Annotated in this window: 22 protein-coding genes; 9 read left to right on the forward strand and 13 right to left on the reverse strand. The window is 44.2% G+C overall.

Annotated features, from left to right (window positions below; genetic code table 11):
- The first annotated feature begins 77 nt into the window (after positions 1–77).
- Positions 78–1,340, forward strand: a complete 1,263-nt coding sequence (gene rho / locus AC30SH_RS07440; RefSeq protein WP_212510358.1) for a transcription termination factor Rho — start codon at positions 78–80, stop codon at positions 1,338–1,340.
- 130 nt (positions 1,341–1,470) lie between these two features.
- Here rho and AC30SH_RS07445 read toward each other — a convergent pair whose 3' ends face one another.
- The 13 genes from AC30SH_RS07445 to bioA all read right to left on the reverse strand — a co-directional run bounded on the left by AC30SH_RS07445 (position 1,471) and on the right by bioA (position 12,538).
- Complete coding sequence (locus tag AC30SH_RS07445; protein ID WP_212510357.1) at positions 1,471–2,697, reverse strand: MFS transporter; 1,227 nt, start codon at positions 2,695–2,697, stop codon at positions 1,471–1,473.
- A 225-nt stretch (positions 2,698–2,922) separates the two neighbouring features.
- Entirely contained in the window at positions 2,923–3,153 is a 231-nt protein-coding gene (gene acpP, locus AC30SH_RS07450; protein WP_005627318.1) for an acyl carrier protein, read from the reverse strand.
- A 269-nt stretch (positions 3,154–3,422) separates the two neighbouring features.
- The gene (gene fabG, locus AC30SH_RS07455; protein WP_111295745.1) at positions 3,423–4,151 is read right to left on the reverse strand and encodes a 3-oxoacyl-ACP reductase FabG; all 729 of its coding nucleotides are present in this window, start codon (positions 4,149–4,151) and stop codon (positions 3,423–3,425) included.
- 21 nt (positions 4,152–4,172) lie between these two features.
- Positions 4,173–5,111 (reverse strand): ACP S-malonyltransferase, encoded by a 939-nt coding sequence (gene fabD, locus AC30SH_RS07460; RefSeq protein WP_314886055.1) that lies wholly within the window; start codon positions 5,109–5,111, stop codon positions 4,173–4,175.
- A gap of 107 nt (positions 5,112–5,218) precedes the next feature.
- Complete coding sequence (locus AC30SH_RS07465; RefSeq protein ID WP_314886057.1) at positions 5,219–6,169, reverse strand: beta-ketoacyl-ACP synthase III; 951 nt, start codon at positions 6,167–6,169, stop codon at positions 5,219–5,221.
- Between the two features lie 35 nt (positions 6,170–6,204).
- Entirely contained in the window at positions 6,205–7,239 is a 1,035-nt protein-coding gene (gene plsX / locus AC30SH_RS07470; protein WP_048749910.1) for a phosphate acyltransferase PlsX, read from the reverse strand.
- Positions 7,240–7,266: 27 nt separating this feature from the next.
- Positions 7,267–7,437 (reverse strand): 50S ribosomal protein L32, encoded by a 171-nt coding sequence (rpmF, locus tag AC30SH_RS07475; protein WP_005544470.1) that lies wholly within the window; start codon positions 7,435–7,437, stop codon positions 7,267–7,269.
- Positions 7,438–7,453: 16 nt separating this feature from the next.
- A complete protein-coding gene (gene yceD / locus AC30SH_RS07480; RefSeq protein WP_048749912.1) occupies positions 7,454–7,978 on the reverse strand; it encodes a 23S rRNA accumulation protein YceD in 525 nt (174 codons plus the stop codon).
- A 71-nt stretch (positions 7,979–8,049) separates the two neighbouring features.
- Complete coding sequence (gene bioD / locus AC30SH_RS07485; protein WP_212510731.1) at positions 8,050–8,691, reverse strand: dethiobiotin synthase; 642 nt, start codon at positions 8,689–8,691, stop codon at positions 8,050–8,052.
- The gene (bioC, locus tag AC30SH_RS07490; RefSeq protein WP_212510355.1) at positions 8,691–9,455 is read right to left on the reverse strand and encodes a malonyl-ACP O-methyltransferase BioC; all 765 of its coding nucleotides are present in this window, start codon (positions 9,453–9,455) and stop codon (positions 8,691–8,693) included. The genes bioD and bioC overlap by 1 nt, the downstream gene beginning before the upstream one ends.
- Complete coding sequence (locus AC30SH_RS07495) at positions 9,446–10,099, reverse strand: DUF452 family protein (protein WP_212510354.1); 654 nt, start codon at positions 10,097–10,099, stop codon at positions 9,446–9,448. Before AC30SH_RS07495 ends, bioC begins: the two co-directional genes overlap by 10 nt.
- Positions 10,084–11,256, reverse strand: a complete 1,173-nt coding sequence (locus AC30SH_RS07500; protein ID WP_212510353.1) for an 8-amino-7-oxononanoate synthase — start codon at positions 11,254–11,256, stop codon at positions 10,084–10,086. The genes AC30SH_RS07495 and AC30SH_RS07500 overlap by 16 nt, the downstream gene beginning before the upstream one ends.
- Positions 11,249–12,538, reverse strand: coding sequence for an adenosylmethionine--8-amino-7-oxononanoate transaminase (gene bioA, locus AC30SH_RS07505; RefSeq protein ID WP_212510352.1), 1,290 nt, complete (start codon positions 12,536–12,538; stop codon positions 11,249–11,251). Before bioA ends, AC30SH_RS07500 begins: the two co-directional genes overlap by 8 nt.
- Positions 12,539–12,765: 227 nt before the next feature.
- Here bioA and asd point away from each other — a divergent pair, with 227 nt between their 5' ends.
- From asd to AC30SH_RS07545, 8 genes are all read left to right on the forward strand, one after another.
- Entirely contained in the window at positions 12,766–13,635 is an 870-nt protein-coding gene (gene asd, locus AC30SH_RS07510) for an archaetidylserine decarboxylase (protein WP_162541224.1), read from the forward strand.
- A gap of 25 nt (positions 13,636–13,660) precedes the next feature.
- Positions 13,661–14,293, forward strand: coding sequence for a BamJ family beta-barrel-assembly machinery protein (gene bamJ, locus AC30SH_RS07515; RefSeq protein ID WP_006716926.1), 633 nt, complete (start codon positions 13,661–13,663; stop codon positions 14,291–14,293).
- A 222-nt stretch (positions 14,294–14,515) separates the two neighbouring features.
- Positions 14,516–14,854, forward strand: coding sequence for a nitrogen regulatory protein P-II (gene glnB / locus AC30SH_RS07520; RefSeq protein ID WP_006716923.1), 339 nt, complete (start codon positions 14,516–14,518; stop codon positions 14,852–14,854).
- Positions 14,855–14,857: 3 nt separating this feature from the next.
- Positions 14,858–15,913: an AI-2E family transporter gene (locus tag AC30SH_RS07525; RefSeq protein ID WP_109128422.1), complete on the forward strand. Its 1,056-nt coding sequence runs from the start codon at positions 14,858–14,860 to the stop codon at positions 15,911–15,913.
- A gap of 124 nt (positions 15,914–16,037) precedes the next feature.
- Positions 16,038–17,081: an endolytic transglycosylase MltG gene (gene mltG / locus AC30SH_RS07530; protein WP_109128421.1), complete on the forward strand. Its 1,044-nt coding sequence runs from the start codon at positions 16,038–16,040 to the stop codon at positions 17,079–17,081.
- Between the two features lies 1 nt (position 17,082).
- A complete protein-coding gene (gene tmk / locus AC30SH_RS07535) occupies positions 17,083–17,715 on the forward strand; it encodes a dTMP kinase (RefSeq protein WP_109128420.1) in 633 nt (210 codons plus the stop codon).
- Positions 17,712–18,695 (forward strand): DNA polymerase III subunit delta', encoded by a 984-nt coding sequence (locus AC30SH_RS07540; protein WP_109128419.1) that lies wholly within the window; start codon positions 17,712–17,714, stop codon positions 18,693–18,695. The genes tmk and AC30SH_RS07540 overlap by 4 nt, the downstream gene beginning before the upstream one ends.
- Positions 18,696–18,698: 3 nt before the next feature.
- Complete coding sequence (locus tag AC30SH_RS07545; protein ID WP_109128418.1) at positions 18,699–19,481, forward strand: TatD family hydrolase; 783 nt, start codon at positions 18,699–18,701, stop codon at positions 19,479–19,481.
- Positions 19,482–19,498 lie beyond the last annotated feature (17 nt).

The following is a 19,498-nucleotide window of genomic DNA, read 5'->3' on the forward strand; positions in this document are numbered from 1 at the left end:
CTAATTTACGCGCCAATTTCAAATACCCCATTCATTTATTTCTAATTCATCTAATCTAAATAACTTTCAAATTAATTATGCATCTTACAGAACTTAAAAATATGCCCGTTTCCGATCTCGTGAAACTCGGCGAAGACCAAATGGGTTTAGAAAATTTAGCCCGTTTACGCAAACAAGACATTGTTTTTGCCATTTTGAAACAACACGCGAAAGGCGGAGAAGATATTTTCGGTGGTGGCGTTTTAGAAATTTTGCCGGACGGTTTCGGTTTTCTACGTTCAGCAGACAGTTCCTATTTAGCCGGTCCCGATGATATTTACGTCAGCCCAAGCCAAATTCGTCGTTTCAATTTGCAAACCGGGGATAAAATCGAAGGGAAAATTCGACCGCCAAAAGAAGGCGAACGCTACTTTGCCCTCCTTAAAGTTGACCAAGTCAATGACGACAAACCGGAAGTCTCCCGCAGCAAAATCCTTTTCGAAAACTTAACGCCATTACATGCCAATTCCCGTTTAAGAATGGAACGTGGCAACGGCTCTACCGAAGATTTAACCGCCCGAATTTTAGATTTAGCCGCCCCTATCGGGAAAGGCCAACGTGGTTTGATCGTCGCGCCACCGAAAGCGGGTAAAACCATGTTGTTGCAAAATATTGCGCAAAGCATTACCCACAACTACCCTGATGTAGAACTTATCGTGTTACTGATCGATGAGCGCCCGGAAGAGGTTACGGAAATGCAACGTTCCGTCAAAGGCGAAGTCATTGCCTCTACTTTCGATGAACCGGCAACCCGTCACGTTCAAGTGGCTGAAATGGTGATCGAAAAAGCCAAACGTTCTGTAGAACACAAAAAAGATGTGGTGATTTTACTCGACTCTATCACCCGTTTAGCGCGCGCTTATAACACCGTCACACCGGCATCCGGTAAGATTTTATCCGGTGGTGTGGACGCCAACGCATTACACCGCCCCAAACGTTTCTTCGGCGCAGCGCGTAACGTGGAAGAAGGCGGCAGCTTAACGATTATCGCCACCGCATTAGTCGATACCGGCTCCAAAATGGACGAAGTGATCTTCGAAGAATTTAAGGGCACAGGTAACATGGAATTACATCTTTCCCGTAAAATCGCGGAAAAACGTGTGTTCCCGGCTATTGACTTTAACCGTTCAGGTACCCGAAAAGAAGACTTGCTGACCACCCCTGACGAGCTACAAAAAATGTGGATCCTCCGCAAAATCCTTAACCCAATGGGAGAAGTGGAAGCGATGGAATTCCTTATCGATAAACTCGCCGTGGCGAAAACCAACGAAGAATTCTTTGAGATCATGAAACGCTCATAATTCTCACCGCACTTTCAACGAAAAAGCCGCTTTTGACATAATCAAAAGCGGCTTTTTGTTTACAACCATTTTATGAATCTAAAAAATGCGATGAAAAAATATTTCATTTTTCAACCGCACTTTCATCACATTAATGCAATTCTTTGCCTTTTAATTCCGGCACTAAACACACTGTTGCTAACATATCGATGACATAAATCACCGCTAAAAAGGCAATAGCAGTTTGGAAAGAATACGCGGAAACCACGGCACCCACCGCTACCGGGCCAAAGCCGCCCACCGCACGCCCCAAGTTAAACAACACGTTTTGCGCAGTAGCGCGTGCTTGAGTTGGATAAGCTTCTGCCATTAAAGCACCGTAGCCGCCCATCATGCCGTTTACAAACATCCCTAAGAACGCACCAGCAATTAACATGGTATTCGGATCTGTTAATTGAGAATAGGCGATGATACTGACCACAGCCCCAGCTTGGAACAATAAGAAACTCGGTTTACGTCCAATATGATCGGCCAAACGCCCGAAAATCCAAATGCCCGCCATCATGCCGCAAACGGTCACTGCCGTCCATACGCCTGATTTCGTCAAGCTAAAACCAAGTTGTTTGGAGAGAAAATTCGGCATCCAAATCATAATGCCGTAATAACCAAAGTTTTGTACGGAGGTCAAGATAACCACACCCAAACTGACTTTGGCTGTGGCTTTATCTTTCACTAATAACTTGAATGACTCCAATTTAGATGCCCAACGATTTGTTGGTTTTGGAAGTTCGGTCTGTTTTTGCACAAAAATTTCAGGTTCATGCAAACGGGCGCGTAAATACCACGCCACAAATGCCGGGAAGATGCCCACCACAAACATGCCACGCCAACCAATTTGCGGCAATAGTAACGGAGTTAACAATGCTGCCCCCAACACGCCGACCTGCCAACCAAGCGCCACATAGGAAGCAGCCTTGGCACGATGGCGCGCAGGCCAAGCCTCCGCCGCTAATGCCATGCCGATCCCAAATTCTCCGCCTAAACCGATACCGGCAATGGTGCGATAAATCAGCAAATCCCAATAACCTTGCGCCAATGCACATAAACCGGTGAATACGGCAAAAAGAATGATCGTCCAGGTTAACACGCGCACACGGCCATATTTATCACTTAATGCACCGAAAACGATGCCACCAAAAACAGCACCAATCAATGTCCAAGTTACTAAAGAACCGCCTTGCGCCGGGGTTAACCCCAAATCGGCAGAGATGGCACTTAACATAAAACCGAGAATAAGAAGATCGAAACCGTCCATCGCATAGCCGACGGCAGAGCCTAGCAAGGCCTTCCAGCCATAGCTATTTACTTTTGTAGTCATGTTGAATTGTCCTTCTGTTACTCACAGGTAACATTTAAAGTTTATAAAGAAGTGATTTTTTAGCTTGCATAAAATAAGGCCAAAAAATTGTGCGCTAGTTTACTGATTTCAAGAAAAATTTCAATAAAGTGCGGTAAGTTTTTACGGAGTCTTTTATGAGGGGGATAAGGTAACGCGAGATAAAATTTAGGCGGTTATAAAAACCGCCTAAATTTAGAAAATCAATTATTGATTGTTTTGAACGTAATCAATTGCTGATTGAACTGTTGTGATTTTTTCAGCTTCTTCATCTGGAATTTCGATATCGAATTCTTCTTCTAAAGCCATAACTAATTCAACAGTATCTAAAGAATCCGCACCTAAATCTTCAACGAAAGACGCTTCAGATTTTACATCTTCTTCTTTCACGCCTAATTGTTCAACGATGATTTTTTTTACGCGTTCTTCAATGCTCATTTGTTTCTTCCTATGTTTAAGTTTACGCTCATTGCGATAAGTTAAGTAGTGTATGTATTTGTAAAAAATTTGCAATATTTCCGGTGAGAGGTCAAACCTCAAAAACATTGAATTTTCACAAAACCATACAGTGAAAAAATAGTTACGTCTTCCACGAACCCTTGAATGACCTAACCAAGTTACATTGCGAGGGGATTTTAACACTAAGCCACACGTTTGGCTATTGCTTTTATCCGCTTTGCTGCGAGTAACCTTTTGCTAAATAGCGGTTAGCTCATGTACATGCCGCCATTAACATGCAACGTTGTACCGTTAATATAAGACGCATCCTCAGAGGCTAGGAATGCCACGGCTTTGGCGATATCTTTCGGCTCACCTAAACGGCCTGCGGGGATTTGAGTTAATAAGTTATTTTTTAACTCTTCACTTAATACGTCTGTCATATCGGTCGCAATAAAGCCTGGTGCCACAACGTTTACCGTAATACCACGGGAAGCCACTTCTTTTGCCAACGCTTTACTGAAACCGATTAAACCGGCTTTTGCTGCACAATAATTCGTCTGACCGGCATTCCCCATGGAGCCCACGACAGAACCAATGTTGATGATACGCCCGAAACGTTTTTTCATCATGGTGCGAAGCATCGCTTTAGAAAGATGATAAACAGAACTCAAGTTAGTTTGTAAAATATCAAACCATTCTTCATCTTTCATGCGCATTAACAAATTATCACGGGTAATACCGGCATTATTCACTAAAATATCAATGTCGCCAAACTCTTGTTTGATCTGTTCCAATACCGCATCAATGGAAGCTTGATCGGCAACATTTAATACCAATCCTTTTCCTTTCTCACCTAAATAGGCAGAAATACTTTCAGCGCCTTTCTCTGACGTCGCCGTACCGATAACAAAAGCGCCTTTTGATACTAATTCTTCGGCTACTGCACGACCAATACCACGGGTTGCACCTGTCACTAATGCAATTTTACCTTGCATAACTTTCTCTCCTTTTCACTACTATGCTAATACTTCTTCGACGGAATCGAGGGATTTCACATCATTTACAGAAATCGCTTGTAAGGAATCCACGATGCGTTTCGTTAACCCGTTTAACACTTTACCCGGACCCACTTCCACTAACACTTCGACGCCGTTTTGTGCCATTTTTTCTACGGTTTCTGTCCAACGTACCGGGCTATAAAGTTGGCGAACTAAGGCATTTCGAATCGCATCGGCTTCAATTTCATTTTTTACATCTACGTTATTTAAAACAGAAACGCTGGCTTCTTTTAATGTGATACTTTCTAAGGAAACGGATAATTGATCTGCTGCCGGTTTCATTAAAGCACAATGTGAAGGCACGCTCACCGCTAGCGGTAATGCACGTTTAGCCCCGGCTTCTTTACATAATGCAGCCGCACGTTCTACCGCCGCTTTCGCACCGGCAATCACGACTTGTCCCGGTGAATTGAAGTTCACGGCGGAAACCACTTCGCCTTGCTCCGCTTGTTTGCAGGCGTTAATAATGGCGTCATTGTCTAAACCGATAATCGCATACATAGCCCCGGTACCTTCCGGTACCGCTTGTTGCATAAGCTTACCACGCAATTCCACTAATTTAACCGCATCTTGGAAATCTAACACACCGGCACACACCAACGCAGAATATTCGCCCAAGCTATGCCCAGCCATCACTTCCGGTTTTAATTCTGGGTATTTTTGTTGCCATACACGATAAACAGCCACAGATGCGGTTAATAACGCTGGCTGTGTTTGCCATGTTTTGTTTAATTCTTCCGCAGGGCCTTCCTGCACTAATTGCCACAAGTCATATCCCAATACTTCTGAAGCTTGTTTAAAAGTTTCTTGTACAATTGGGTAGTCGCTGGCTAATTCCGCTAACATTCCCACCGTTTGTGAACCTTGTCCTGGGAAAACCATTGCAAATTTTTTCATGTGTCTTACCTATATTAAAAAATAAATCAATTTATTCCGATATGCGTTACAGTCGAAAAGTGCGGTCAAAAATAACCGCACTTTTTTCACGAATGATAACAGATTATCTAAAATCTCACTAAAGCCGAACCCCAAGTCCAACCACCGCCAAAGGCTTCAAGAAGGAGCAACTGCCCACGCTGAATACGTCCATCACGCACCGCTTCATCCAATGCGACCGGCACAGTTGCCGCACTGTTATTCGCGTAACGATCTAACGTGACCACCACTTGCGACATATCCATATCTAATTTTTTCGCGGTCGCAGAAATAATACGTAAATTAGCTTGGTGAGGCACCAACCAATCAATGTCTTTTTTATCTAAATTATTGGCGGCAAGGGTTTCTTCCACCACATTAGAAAGTTCACGCACAGCCAATTTGAAGGTTTCATTGCCTTGCATTTCGATATAACCGGATTTTGCCATGCCACGCTCAGGCTGAGGAAGTAACAATGCGGCATTTTTATCTGCTGAGGCGTGTAAATGGGTAGAAATAATTCCTTCTTGTTCCGATGCTTCCAAAATAACCGCACCGGCGCCATCGCCAAACAACACGACCGTGCTGCGATCTGTTTCATCTAACTTACGGGAATTTAAATCAGAACCGATCACGAGCGCTTTTTTCACTTTGCCGGTACGAATAAATTGATCAGCGACTCCTAACGCATACACAAAGCCGGTACAAGCCGCCGCTAAATCAAACGCAATGGCATCATCAATCTCCAACATACCTTGAATTTGGCAAGCTGCGCTTGGATAAGCATGAGAGTTGCTGGTTGTCGCCACTAAAATAAGATCAATTTCCTGTGGATTGATGTTTGCCGCTTCAATGGCTTTTTGGGCTGCTTCAAATCCCATGGTAGAGACGGTTTCATCCGGTGCTGCAATGCGACGTTCACGAATACCGGAACGGGTAACAATCCACTCATCTGAAGTATCTACCATTTTTTCTAAATCGGCATTGGTACGAATATGTTGGGGTAAATAGCTACCTGTCGATAAAATTTTGCTAAACATAGTCATCTCGTTAAAAATAATAGCGAGGGAACTCACTACTTCATTAATATTTCATTTTTATTTAAGCCCGCCAAAATTTTTTGTGGAATTTGACGTCGAGCTTGTAATGCCGCATCGGCAATAGCATAAGCAAATGCCTCTATATTTGCACTTCCGTGACTTTTCACCACAACAGAAGTCAAACCGATAAGCGATGCGCCATTATATTGATCAGGGTTGATTTGCTTTAATCGTTGGTATTTATCTTTGAAAAGATATTTAATTAAATACCCAAAAACGTGACTTAATATACTCTTTTTCTTATCACTTTTCAGTAGAGAAATCACGTTCTTTGCCGCGCCTTCCAAGGTTTTCAGCGCAACATTGCCGGCAAAGCCATCTGTCACAATCACATCCGCCTTGCCATTGAGTAAAAAATTGCCTTCAAGGAATCCAATGTAATTAAGTGCGGTGTCTTTTTTCAGTAAATCTGCCGCATCCCGGATGGATTTGTATCCTTTCACTGCCTCAATACCAATATTCAATAACGCAATACGCGGATAAACTAAATTGAGGGTATTTTCTGCAAAAATGGCACCCATCAAGGCAAATTGATACAAGTTTTCGGCATCGCACTCAACATTCGCCCCCAGATCCAACATAATCGAACGCTCACCTGTCACTGTTGGGATCGTAGAAATCAGTGCCGGACGATGGATACCTTCCAGAGGTTGCAATAAGATTTTCGATAAGCCCATCAAAGCTGCTGTATCACCGGCACTCACACAGGCCTGCGCATCCCCTTTTTGTACTGCTTCAATTGCCAAACGCATAGAGGTCTCTTTGCTATGGCGCAAGGCGTAGGAAATACCCTGACGACTATCAATCACACGAGCACAATGAACAATGTCACAACGTTGACGAATACTGTTGGGAGCAGAGGATAAAAGCGGAAGAATTTGTTGGCGATCGCCAAACAATAAGAGAGAAAGCGTTGGATCTCGTTCCAAGGCTAAAATGGATGCTGGGATAGTAATACGGGGACCAATGTCCCCGCCCATCGCATCTAACGCAAGGGTTAGACGACTCAAGTGATTACCTTTATGTAATTGAGATAATTACTTGTTAATCACTTTACGACCACGATAGTAACCGTCAGCGGTTACATGGTGACGCAAATGAGTTTCACCACTTGCTTTATCAACGGATACTGCAGCAGTTGTTAACGCATCGTGAGAACGACGCATATCACGACGTGAACGGGATTTTTTATTTTGTTGAACAGCCATTGGCTATACTCCTAAATTATTTTTGCTTTAAATTAGCTAATACAGCGAACGGGTTCGGTTTTTTTGCCAATTCTTCCGGCAATTCGCCAAAAACCTGTTCAGCCACGGACACTTCACAGTGTTCAGATGAATGCATTGGCACAATCGGCAAACTCAAAATGAGTTCATCTTCAATTGTTCCAAGTAAATCTATTTCACCGAATTCATTGAATTCAACTGGCTCATAGATTTCCGGCAATACATCAATTTGATCCAAATTAGCCACCGGACTGTAACAAAACGCACAATCAACGGTTTGAACGAAAGGTTCGCCACAACGCTGACAATTTAATTCAACATCAACCTTGGCATGACCTTTCATGACAACCAATTTTTGCGGATCAACAAAGAACGATAATGTAACCTGTGCATCGCTGAGCACTTTACTGACCGATTCGGCAAGACGACTTAATTGATTAGCGGAGTAATAACCCTGATAATCCAATCTTCGTTGCGCGTCCTTTACCGGATCAACAGTTAGGGGTAGTTTTACCTTTTGCATAGGGAGCGCATATTACCCTTTGAAAAAAAAATAGTCAAAGGAAATTATCGTTCCAAGCGTGAAAATCAGCGCTAAAAATCGATTTTCTCCATCAACATAAATTTTGTCTCCGGAAAGCGTTTGGCTAAGTAACTGCGCAGATATTGTTGTGTATCTTGAGTAATCAATTCGTCAGCCGGCGGATACAGATTATAAATCAATGCCTCTACGCTAATTTTTCGCTGAGCGCACGCCTCAAGGCTGAGCAAAGTGTGATTAATACTCCCCAGTCTGCCGGAAGTCACCAGAATTAACGGATACCCATGCGCCGCAAGGTAATCCAACGTGGTTTTCTCCTCGGAATAAGGCACCATCAAGCCGCCCGCGCCCTCCAGCAAAACATAATCATAGTTTTGCGCCAAAAGTGCGGTGGATTTTTCAATGATTTTTTCATCAATACACGTCTGTTGCAAACGTGCGGCCATGTGAGGCGAGCAGGGATAATCAAACAAATAAGGACATGTGATGCCCTGACGATCTTCCTCAGTTAACGCAATGCCTTGAATTTTTCGGTGCACGACAATATCTGCCGATATCTCCTGACAGCCCGTTTGCACCATTTTCTGTGTAATCACCGAATATCCTTGCTGCATTAAATGCTTAGCGTAATACCCTGTCGCGATAGATTTACCGATGTCCGTATCAATTCCCGAAACGAATAATACCTTTCCCATCATCTTTCCTCTTTTTTCTGCGCCAACATTAAAATCGGCACATAAGTTAACGAGACATAGCCTTGCTCGTCAGCATACTGTTGTCGATATTGCTCACAAAATTGGGCAACTTTCTTGTAATTCCAAATTTGATTATTGGTGGCCGTCACACCGGTCTCTTTCAAATGTTTAAGTACCGATAACGGCGAATCAAATTTCAACTGAATTTCTTTTTGCTCTAAATGCAATACGGAAAAATCTGACGTTAATGTCTCCTGCCATTGTGCTAAATCGGGGTAATCCAAACCGACGCCCGTTAATGCTCTAACTTCGTGTAAATTGGTCGGGGCAAACGTACCAAATAAAATCATGCCGTGAGGCGTTAAATAATTTGAACAACGTTGAAGAAACGCCAGCGGATCAGCAAACCATTGAATGGTCGAGGCAGAAGCAATCAAATCATATTGATGCGCAAAATCAAGACGCTCGCCACAACCTTGATAAAAACGATAATTTTTCTGTGGCAAATTACATGCCAAGTGGTTGACGACATCGCATAAATCGTTGCAATCCCAATGCGTTGCGTTGATATGTTGCATGAGCAAACGGGTAAAGCCGCCCGTACCACAACCAATGTCCAGCACTCGTTGAAATTGATTTCCGCCTTTCTCCAATAGCAACTGTAATAAATCTTCGGTGATTTGCTTTTGAGCAATGGCATTTTGTTCATAGGTTGGTAAGGCGGCGCTGAAACATTGCATCACCCGTTGTTGCGTTATTGCCATAGCTGTTCCCAAGTTTGTAGCAATGGGAATAGATAATGTCCACCACCCATTTCACTCACCTCACAGCGTTCATGCCAATAATTTCGTTGATTTTGTGTAGGGAAAATACGATCTTGTGTACCAATAATCGCTTTCGTCCAAGGTAACGCCGTATGTTGATGTTCTGCCGATAACGCATCATAAAGTGCGGTCAATTCTACGTGTATTTCTTCAATTGAACGCCGTCCTTCCAAGGATTGATATTGCTGCAACAACTGTTTGTCACCACACATACGACGCTCGAATTTGCCTTGATTGATTTCATCTAGCGTATCCAACGTGCCTTGAAAAACGGCGCATGGAATACCGTAGTCATCATGCATGGGCAAGCCTGTGCCATTTATTGCGGTTGCAGAAAGCAAAGGGATTTGTCTCATCACACGTTCAGCTACCCAAACGCCCATCGACCACGCCACCAAACGCACATTTTCATAACGGGAAAAATCAAACTCCAACGAAAAATCCCGATAGTCATAACACAGCAATAGATCATACGCCGGTGGAATAGCTAAATGTTGCACGACAGAAGGCGGTGTGCCCCAACCGGCAAAATAAACGATCAAATTCCGGCTTGGTGGATTTTGGCTAATTAATTGATATTGCATAAAAATAACTGTTCTATAAATTGCTCAAGTTCATCATGCGTAATGTCGGCGGTGAGAGACAAACGAATGCGCGAGGTGCCGACAGGCACTGTTGGCGGGCGAATCGGCAAGCAGTAATATCCTTGCTGTTGCAGACATTGCGCCGTTTGCACGGTACGTTGGTTGTCGCCCAGAATCAACGGCACGATATGACTTTCGCTTGGCATGGGCATATTTAACTGTTCAGCCACGACTTGCCGTAAGCGCGCACTTAATTGCATAAGATGTTGCCGTTTCGCCTGAAAGTGCGGTCGTTTTTCAAAAAGAAATTCTGTCCACGCCACATTAAACGGGGGTAATGCGGTGCTAAAAATCAACGGGCGCATGGTGTTAATTAAATAATCTTTGATCACTTGATCGCAAACCACATAAGCTCCCATCGACGCCAGTGCTTTGCCGAATGTGCCGACCAAGAAATCAATGTACGGAAGGCAATTCATCTGCTCGGCAACGCCTAAACCCTGTTCGCCGTAAACCCCAATGCCGTGCGCTTCATCCACATACAACATAACATTGTCGAATTGCTGTTTAAATGCCACTAATTGAGGCAAATCAGCAAAATCGCCGTCCATGCTAAACAGACTTTCCGTCACCACAATAATGCGTTTGTAGTTGAGATGCTGTTTTTGCAAAATCTCGTACAAATGGGCGTAATCATTGTGGCGATAACGCACAAACGGCGCATCGCTCAAACGGATGCCGTCAATAATACTGGCATGCACCAGTTTATCCGCCACGATCAACGTCTGTTTATTGGCTACCGCAGGCAAAATACCGATATTGGCGTGATAACCGCTGTTAAACAACAAACTGGCCTCACGCTGAAATGCCTCCGCCATTCGTTGCTCAAGGCTTTCGTATTCAGGAAAATTCCCGGTTAATAAACGGGAGGAGGATGAGGTAAAGTGCGGTCGTTTTTCCGCGAGTTTTTCAAGAAACGCTTGCTGCAAGGTGTCGTCATTCGCCAAACCTAAATAATCATTAGACGCCAGATTTAGCATTGAAAGCCCGTTCTGCTCTACGAACTTTCCCTTATGCACAATTTGCGGAAAACGACGATATTGTTCTTTTTGACGGAGTTTTTCCAACTGCGCGGCAAAATAATCTGACTTACTCATGGTATTCCTCTTTAATTGCCGCCAGCATACCAGCGGTTAATGCGGATAATTGGGCTGAACTGATAATAAACGGTGGCATGATATAGACAAGCTTGCCGAAAGGGCGCACCCAAACACCGTGCGCCACCAGACGTGCCTGCAAACTCGCCAAATCTACCGGTTCGTGCATTTCCAATACGCCGATGGCGCCAAGAACACGCACTTCTTTGACGGATTTAAAACTTTCTGCGACCTGTAACTCGGCTTTCAGTTGGGCTTCGATCCGTTGGACATTACCCAGCCAATCACTTTCCAACAACACATCAATGGATTCGGCGGCAATGGCACAAGCCAACGGATTCGCCATAAAGGTCGGGCCGTGCATAAAACAATGCGCTTCACCCTGACAAATGGTTTGTGCAATAGCGCGTGTGGTAATAGTGGCGGACAGGGTTAAATAACCACCTGTAAGTGCTTTGCCGATACACATAATATCCGGCGAAATGCCGGCATATTCAGCGGCAAACAATTTTCCCGTGCGCCCAAAACCGGTGGCAATTTCATCAAAAATCAGCAAGATGCCGTATTGTTCGCACAGCTGCTTGGCTCGGATCAAATACATCGGCGAATAGAAATACATTCCCCCCGCCCCTTGCACCACCGGTTCCAAAATAAGTGCGGTCAGTTCTGCGCCTTTTTTTTCTAATAAATCTGCTAAGGGTTTTATATCGTCTTCGTTCCAAGGCTGCCCAAAAGGCGTTTGCGGCTGCGGGAGAAAATATTGCACCGGCAAACTTTTCGCAAACAGCCCGTGCATGCCGGTCACCGGATCGCACACCGACATCGCATGCCAAGTGTCGCCATGATAACCGGAACGAATGGTGGCGAATTTATGCCGTTGGGTTTCGCCTTTCGCGTGTTGATATTGAATCGCCATTTTCATCGCCACTTCTACGGCGATGGATCCACTATCGGCAAAGAAAATTTGCTCCAAATCTTGCGGCAATAAAGGCAATAATTTTTGCGCCAATTTGACAGCAGGTTCGTGCGTTAAACCGCCAAACATAATGTGGCTCATGTGTTCCAACTGTTTTGTCGCGGCCGCATTTAACCGCGGATGATTGTAGCCATGCAACGCTGCCCACCAAGAGGACATGCCGTCAATCAGTTGGCGACCATCTTTAAGCGTAATCATCACACCGTCGGCACGCTCAACGGCATAAATCGGTGTGGTCGGTGGAAGAGCGGCATAAGGATGCCAAATATGTTCACGATCAAATTGCAATAACTGTTGTTGGTTCATAGGGTTAGCTTCAAAAATTAAGAAGTCGTAATTTTACCTTAGAAAATAAGGCAATTCTAAAGCTTTGCACTTCCCCATCCGATTTTTTGTGTTTTTTGAGGCATTTGCCACAATTTTGATGATTTTCACCGCGGAATAAAGCGGCGAATCCGCCGATACATTGCACAAGCCGAATAAGTTGTTATAATCACCGACTTCTTTTTGACACTGTAGAAAAAATAACCATTATGAATAAATTCACTTATTGGCAACGTGCGAAAGTTGCTTTTCAATACATTATGCCGCAACTGTATTTAACCCAATTAGCCGGTTGGTTTGCCCAACAAAAATGGGGTGCGGTAACACATTTCGTGATCAAGGTTTTCGCAAAGAAATACAACGTGGACATGAGCGAAGCAAAAAAAGAGAACTTTAGCGATTATGAAAGCTTCAACCAATTTTTTATTCGCGAGTTAAAAGACGACGCGAGAAAAATCAATGAAAATCCGACCGCACTTTGCTTACCTGCTGACGGTCGTGTGAGCCAAATCGGGCATATTGACGATGAACGTTTATTGCAAGCCAAAGGACATTTTTTCAGCCTATCTGATTTATTAGCCGGCGATGAAGAATTAGTTAACACCTTTAAAAACGGCGAATTTGCCACGATTTATTTATCTCCGCGTGATTATCACCGCGTCCACATGCCGTGCGATGCGACCTTGCGCAAAATGATTTATGTGCCGGGCGATTTATTCTCGGTCAACCCGTTCTTAGCGGAACACGTACCAAACTTATTCGCTCGCAATGAACGTGTTATTTGTGTTTTTGATACAGCGTTCGGCCCAATGGTACAAATCCTCGTGGGCGCGACCATCACTGCTAGCATGAGTACGGTTTGGGCTGGCGTCATTAATCCACCGCGCACCGGTGAAATCAAAGTCTGGACATATCAAGGAGACAACGCCATTAAATTAACTAAAGGCCAAGAGATGGGCGCATTCCAATTAGGTTCAACCGTCATTAACTTATTCCCGGCGAATTCCGTGACCTTAGCTGAACATTTAGAGGTGGACGTTCCGGTAAGAATGGGTGAAATCTTAGCCACGATGAAATAGTTTTATCAACAGAAAGGAAAACAACATGACAGCAGAATTTTTCAATCAAGTGACATTAGACGATACCGAAGCCAAAGGCAGTTACGGTATCGGTTTGCAAATCGGTCAACAATTATTGGATAGCCAATTGGCGGTGAAAGCAGAAGCGGTAGCAAAAGGGATTTACGATGTGTTAAATCAACATGCACCGGCATTAGATTTCAATGAAATCAGCCAAGCGTTGCAACAATTGCAACAACAAGCTGCGGAAGCCCAACAAGCGCAATTCAAAGAAATTGAAGCCGCAGGCAAAGCCTTCTTAGAGGCGAACAAACAAAAAGACGGCGTGAAAGTCACTGATTCCGGCTTACAATATGAAGTGTTAGTTGAAGGTAACGGCAACGTGCCATCCACAACCGATAAAGTACGTGTTCACTACACCGGCACATTACCGGACGGTACCGTATTCGACAGTTCCGTCGCACGCGGTCAACCGGCTGAATTTCCGGTTAACGGCGTGATCAAAGGTTGGATCGAAGCGCTTTCCATGATGCCGGTCGGTTCTAAATGGCGTTTGGCAATTCCACACGAATTAGCCTATGGCGAACGTGGCGCAGGCGCAGCCATCCCGCCATTTAGTCCATTAGTCTTTGAAGTAGAATTACTAGAAATTCTTTAATCGGATAACTTATCTCACCCAAAACGGCGTTAATCATAGCGCCGTTTTTTTATATAAAAATCTCCATGCTATTTAATTTCCTCAGCAAGAAAAGTGCATAAAAGTGCGGTCGTTTTCTAGGATGTTTTTTCATGCGTTCCAGTGTTTTTCACTCTCAAGATCTGATAAAGTCTGCGCTCACAACAGGCTAATTTTTAATGACCATTTTCAGGAGCAACAAGAATGAAAAAAATCGAAGCAATCATTAAACCGTTTAAATTGGATGATGTGCGCGAAGCCTTATCCGACATTGGCATTACCGGCATGACCGTCACCGAAGTCCGTGGTTTTGGACGCCAAAAAGGGCATACGGAATTGTATCGTGGTGCCGAATACATGGTGGATTTTCTGCCGAAAGTGAAAATGGAAATTGTGGTACCTGATGATTTATTAGAACAATGTTTGGACGCTATCGTCGATACGGCACAAACCGGCAAAATCGGAGACGGCAAAATTTTTGTGTATGAAGTGGAACGGGTGATTCGTATCCGTACCGGCGAAGAAAACGAGGATGCGATTTAGTTAATGGAAAAACACGCTTCTTTAGTAAAAGCACTGGTCGCCTGTGCTGCTATCGTGATTATTTTAGCCGGCATTAAGGCAGCTTCAGAAATTGTCGTGCCATTTTTACTGTCGCTGTTTATTGCGATTATTTGCTCGCCGTCACTCAATTACTTAACCAAGAAAAAAGTGCCCTACGGTCTCTCCATTGGTTTGTTGTTAGCATTGATTTTAATCGTCTTTTTCTTTCTGTTCGGCTTAATTAACAGCACAATCCAAGAGTTTAGCCAATCTATCCCGCAATATCGCCAATTATTGGGCGAACGCGTTAATAGTCTAGTGGCACTTTCACAAAGTCTGAAAATCCCGTTGGATATTTCCGAAAAAAGCATCATGGAGCATTTCGATCCAAGCGTGATCATGAATTTTGTGCGTCGTGTTTTTCTCAGCTTTTCCGGCGTAGTCACCAATATTTTCGTGTTGGTGTTAGTCGTTATTTTCATGCTCTTAGAAGCGCCTTATGCTAAACACAAATTTGCCGTGGTATTTAGCAGTGATTCGAAGGAAATCAGCCAACAAGAACGTTATTTAGATCGTATTCTACAAGGTGTTATCAGCTACCTTGGTGTAAAAACCATGATGAGTTTATTAACTGCTATTTGCATTTGGCTTTTATTGGAAATTGTCGGTGTGCAATATGCGATTTTGTGGGCAACACTGAGTTTCCTGCTCAATTACATTCCCAATATCGGCTCAATTATCGCTGCTGTTCCGATTATCGTGCAGGCATTATTACTCAACGGTTTTGTGGTGGGCTTGGAAGTCATTATCGGTGTCATTGCCATCAACATGATTATCGGCAATGTGCTTGAACCTCGATTAATGGGTAAAAAATTGGGGCTTTCCACGCTGGTGGTCTTCCTGTCTTTGTTGTTCTGGGGATGGTTGCTAGGAACAGTAGGAATGTTGCTGTCTGTGCCACTCACCATGGCACTCAAAATTGCCTTAGAAGCCAGCCCAACAACCGTGAAGTACGCCTTGTTGCTCGGCGATTCCGACAGTGCCCATGAAAGTAAATAATCCCGCGTATCAGAGCCTTGTTTCGACAAGGCTCTTTTTCGATAAAAAACACAATTTCGTGCTATAATCCCGCCACTTTTATCATCATTTTTACAACGTCTTTCACGACGCCACGATCACGCATATGAAAAAATTTTTCTTCCTTCTTTTGTTCCTCGTTGTCTTATTGGCAGGCGCCGGTTTTTGGGGATATCAACAACTACAACGATTCGTGCAGCAACCGGTGAATGTGCAAAACGATCAATTATTGACCATAGAACGTGGCACAACCGGTAATAAATTAGTCACGTTGCTAGAGCAAGAAGGTATTTTGGACAGTGCCGCATTATTGCCTTGGGCCTTAAAATTACACCCTGAATTGAGCAAAGTGAAAGCAGGCACATATTTATTGGATGATGTGAAAACCGTAGAAGATTTGCTGAAATTACTCAACTCCGGCAAAGAAGCACAATTTAACGTGCAATTTATTGAAGGCAACACCTTTAAAAATTGGCGAAAACGTCTCGAAAACGCACCGCACTTAAAGCAGACCTTAAAAGACAAATCCGAACAAGAGATTTTCCAGTTATTGGCACTGCCAAAAGTCTCAAAAGCCATTGATGAATGGATGAAAATCGACGGTTGGTTGTATCCGGACACCTATAATTACACGCCGAACTCTACCGACTTAGAACTGTTGCAGCGTGCAGCAGAACGCATGAAAAAAGCCTTGGACAAAGCCTGGAATGAGCGCGATAAGGACTTACCCTTAGAAGATCCTTACGAGATGTTGATTCTTGCGTCTATCGTAGAAAAAGAAACCGGCATCGCCGCAGAACGTCCTCAAGTGGCTTCAGTATTTATCAATCGTTTGAAAGCCAAAATGAAGCTCCAAACCGATCCAACGGTGATTTACGGCATGGGTGAAGATTACAACGGCAATATTCGTAAAAAAGATCTCGAAACGCCAACCCCTTATAACACCTATGTGATTGACGGTTTACCGCCAACGCCGATTGCCATGCCAAGCGAAGATGCATTGCAAGCCGTAGCCCATCCTGCGCAAACGGAATTTTATTATTTCGTTGCCGACGGCAAGGGCGGTCACAAATTCAGTCGAAACTTAAATGAACACAATAAAGCGGTGCAGGAATATTTACGCTGGTACCGCCAACAAAATGGGAAATAATATGGCAGGCAAATTTATCGTGATTGAAGGCTTGGAAGGCGCAGGCAAAAGCACCGCCCATCAATGTGTCGTGGATACCTTAAAGGAATTGGGGGTTAATGATGTCGTCTTCACCCGTGAACCCGGTGGTACACCGTTAGCAGAAAAATTACGCCACCTCATTAAACATGAAACAGAAGAACCAGTCACAGACAAAGCCGAATTGTTGATGTTATATGCTGCCCGAATTCAATTAGTGGATAATGTCATTAAGCCCGCCCTCGCCCAAGGCAAATGGGTCGTTGGTGATCGCCATGATATGTCGTCACAAGCCTACCAAGGCGGTGGCCGCCAGTTGGGAGAGGCTTTGTTAACTAACTTAAAACAAACCGTTTTGGGCGATTTTGAGCCGGATCTGACATTGTATTTAGACATTGATCCAGCCGTCGGTTTAGCCCGCGCCCGAGGACGTGGTGAGCTGGATCGTATCGAACAACAACATCTGGATTTTTTCCACCGCACTCGTGCCCGTTATTTAGAACTGGTAAAAGACAATCCGAAAGCTGTGATGATCAATGCGGAACAATCCATTGAGCAAGTGCAGTCAGACATTAAAAGTGCGGTCAAAAATTGGTGGGTTTCGCTGTCAAAATGAGCCTTTTAACCCCTTGGCTGACGCCAACTTATCACAAAATCACACAGGCTTTTGATGAGGCTTTAGGGCACCACGCTCTGCTGATTCGCGCGGATGACGGTCTCGGTGTAGAGCAACTTTGTTCCGCGTTGGCAAAACGTCTGATGTGCTTAACGCCCAAAGGGGCGGAGGCTTGTGGCGAATGCCATGCCTGCCATTTAATGCAAGCCAACAGCCACCCGGATTTCCAGCCCATCTCGCCTATTGAGAACAAAGACATCGGCGTGGATCAAATTCGTGCCATGAACGAACAAGCGACGCAACATGCGCAGCAAAACGGCAATAAAGTCGTTTATATCGAACAGGCACATCGTTTGACGGAAGCCGCTGCCAACGCCATTTTAAAAACACTGGAAGAGCCTCGTCCGAACACCTATTTCATTTTGCAGTGCGATATGCAAAAGGCGTTGTTGCCAACCATTTACAGTCGCTGCCAAGTGTGGAACCTCTTACCACCGAACACCGACAGGGCATTACAGTGGTTGCAATCACAAACGTCCGCTGAAACATCCGATATATTGACCGCACTTCGGGTGAATTATGCTCGACCACTGCTCGCGCTTGCCATGTTAGAGCAAAATTTACTGGCACAACGGCGGGAGTTTTTACGTCAATTTTGGTTGTTTTATCGCCGTTGTTCGCCTTTGGAATTACTGCCATTTTTTAATAAAGAAATTGTCTTACAGCAACTGGATTGGTTGTCGGCTTTTTTAAGCGACAGTTTGAAAAACAAACTGAATATTCGCGAAGATTGGGTTTGCCAAGACATTGAACAAGGCGTCATTCAATTTAGCCAAGGACTGTCTGCCCCGGCATTATTAAAAGCGACACAAATTGTTGGCAAAGTGCGGTCGGATTTATCGGCGAATTCGGCGTTGAATTTAGAATTGATTTTACTCGACGGGCTGACCCGTTTAATTACTGAAGTATTTGAAGGATAAAATATGTTTATTGTTGATTCCCATTGCCATTTGGATGCCTTGGATTACGAAACATTACATCAAAATATTGCCGATGTTGTGGCAAAGGCAAAAGCGAGTGATGTGAAACATTTATTGGCGATTGGCGTGACCTTGAGCCGTTTTGAAAAAGTGTATCCGGAATTAGCCAAATTCGATAACGTCTCTTTAGCCTGCGGCGTACACCCGCTGGATTTTGAAGAAGAACCTTATGATGCAGCGCGTTTGTTACGCTTGGCGCAAGATCCGAAAGTCGTTGCCATCGGCGAAATCGGCTTAGATTATTATTACAGTGCAGAAAACAAAGCCACCCAACAAGCCGTGTTTGCCAGCCAAATTGACGTGGCCAACCAGCTCAATAAACCGGTGATCATTCACACGCGTGAAGCACGCGAAGACACGATTCGCCTATTGCGCGACAATCAGGCAGAAAAGTGCGGTGGCGTTTTGCATTGTTTTACCGAAAACTATGATATGGCAAAACAAGCGTTAGACTTGGGTTTTTACATTTCCATTTCAGGGATTATCACCTTTAAAAATGCGGAAGAACTTCGGGATGTGGTGCGTAAACTGCCGCTGGATCGTCTGTTGGTGGAAACCGATTCGCCTTACTTGGCACCGGTGCCTTATCGCGGTAAACAAAATCAACCGGCATATACCCGCGAAGTGTGTGAATATGTTGCTGCGTTGAAAGGCGTGTCAGCCGAGGAAATGGCACAAATCACCACACAAAACTTCGAGCGTTTATTTAAAATTCAGGTACAATAATTAACCAATCTCATTTC

The sequence above is a fragment of the Aggregatibacter sp. HK296 genome (assembly GCF_980469475.1).

Excerpts from the sequence above, each read along its gene's own strand:
- rho (WP_212510358.1), top strand. The coding sequence starts at position 78 with ATGCATCTTACAGAACTTAAAAATATGCCCGTTTCCGATCTCGTGAAA.
- AC30SH_RS07445 (WP_212510357.1), bottom strand. The coding sequence starts at position 2,697 with ATGACTACAAAAGTAAATAGCTATGGCTGGAAGGCCTTGCTAGGCTCT.
- acpP (WP_005627318.1), bottom strand. The coding sequence starts at position 3,153 with ATGAGCATTGAAGAACGCGTAAAAAAAATCATCGTTGAACAATTAGGC.
- fabG (WP_111295745.1), bottom strand. The coding sequence starts at position 4,151 with ATGCAAGGTAAAATTGCATTAGTGACAGGTGCAACCCGTGGTATTGGT.
- fabD (WP_314886055.1), bottom strand. The coding sequence starts at position 5,111 with ATGAAAAAATTTGCAATGGTTTTCCCAGGACAAGGTTCACAAACGGTG.
- AC30SH_RS07465 (WP_314886057.1), bottom strand. The coding sequence starts at position 6,169 with ATGTTTAGCAAAATTTTATCGACAGGTAGCTATTTACCCCAACATATT.
- rpmF (WP_005544470.1), bottom strand. The coding sequence starts at position 7,437 with ATGGCTGTTCAACAAAATAAAAAATCCCGTTCACGTCGTGATATGCGT.
- yceD (WP_048749912.1), bottom strand. The coding sequence starts at position 7,978 with ATGCAAAAGGTAAAACTACCCCTAACTGTTGATCCGGTAAAGGACGCG.
- bioD (WP_212510731.1), bottom strand. The coding sequence starts at position 8,691 with ATGGGAAAGGTATTATTCGTTTCGGGAATTGATACGGACATCGGTAAA.
- bioC (WP_212510355.1), bottom strand. The coding sequence starts at position 9,455 with ATGGCAATAACGCAACAACGGGTGATGCAATGTTTCAGCGCCGCCTTA.
- AC30SH_RS07495 (WP_212510354.1), bottom strand. The coding sequence starts at position 10,099 with ATGCAATATCAATTAATTAGCCAAAATCCACCAAGCCGGAATTTGATC.
- AC30SH_RS07500 (WP_212510353.1), bottom strand. The coding sequence starts at position 11,256 with ATGAGTAAGTCAGATTATTTTGCCGCGCAGTTGGAAAAACTCCGTCAA.
- bioA (WP_212510352.1), bottom strand. The coding sequence starts at position 12,538 with ATGAACCAACAACAGTTATTGCAATTTGATCGTGAACATATTTGGCAT.
- asd (WP_162541224.1), top strand. The coding sequence starts at position 12,766 with ATGAATAAATTCACTTATTGGCAACGTGCGAAAGTTGCTTTTCAATAC.
- bamJ (WP_006716926.1), top strand. The coding sequence starts at position 13,661 with ATGACAGCAGAATTTTTCAATCAAGTGACATTAGACGATACCGAAGCC.
- glnB (WP_006716923.1), top strand. The coding sequence starts at position 14,516 with ATGAAAAAAATCGAAGCAATCATTAAACCGTTTAAATTGGATGATGTG.
- AC30SH_RS07525 (WP_109128422.1), top strand. The coding sequence starts at position 14,858 with ATGGAAAAACACGCTTCTTTAGTAAAAGCACTGGTCGCCTGTGCTGCT.
- mltG (WP_109128421.1), top strand. The coding sequence starts at position 16,038 with ATGAAAAAATTTTTCTTCCTTCTTTTGTTCCTCGTTGTCTTATTGGCA.
- tmk (WP_109128420.1), top strand. The coding sequence starts at position 17,083 with ATGGCAGGCAAATTTATCGTGATTGAAGGCTTGGAAGGCGCAGGCAAA.
- AC30SH_RS07540 (WP_109128419.1), top strand. The coding sequence starts at position 17,712 with ATGAGCCTTTTAACCCCTTGGCTGACGCCAACTTATCACAAAATCACA.
- AC30SH_RS07545 (WP_109128418.1), top strand. The coding sequence starts at position 18,699 with ATGTTTATTGTTGATTCCCATTGCCATTTGGATGCCTTGGATTACGAA.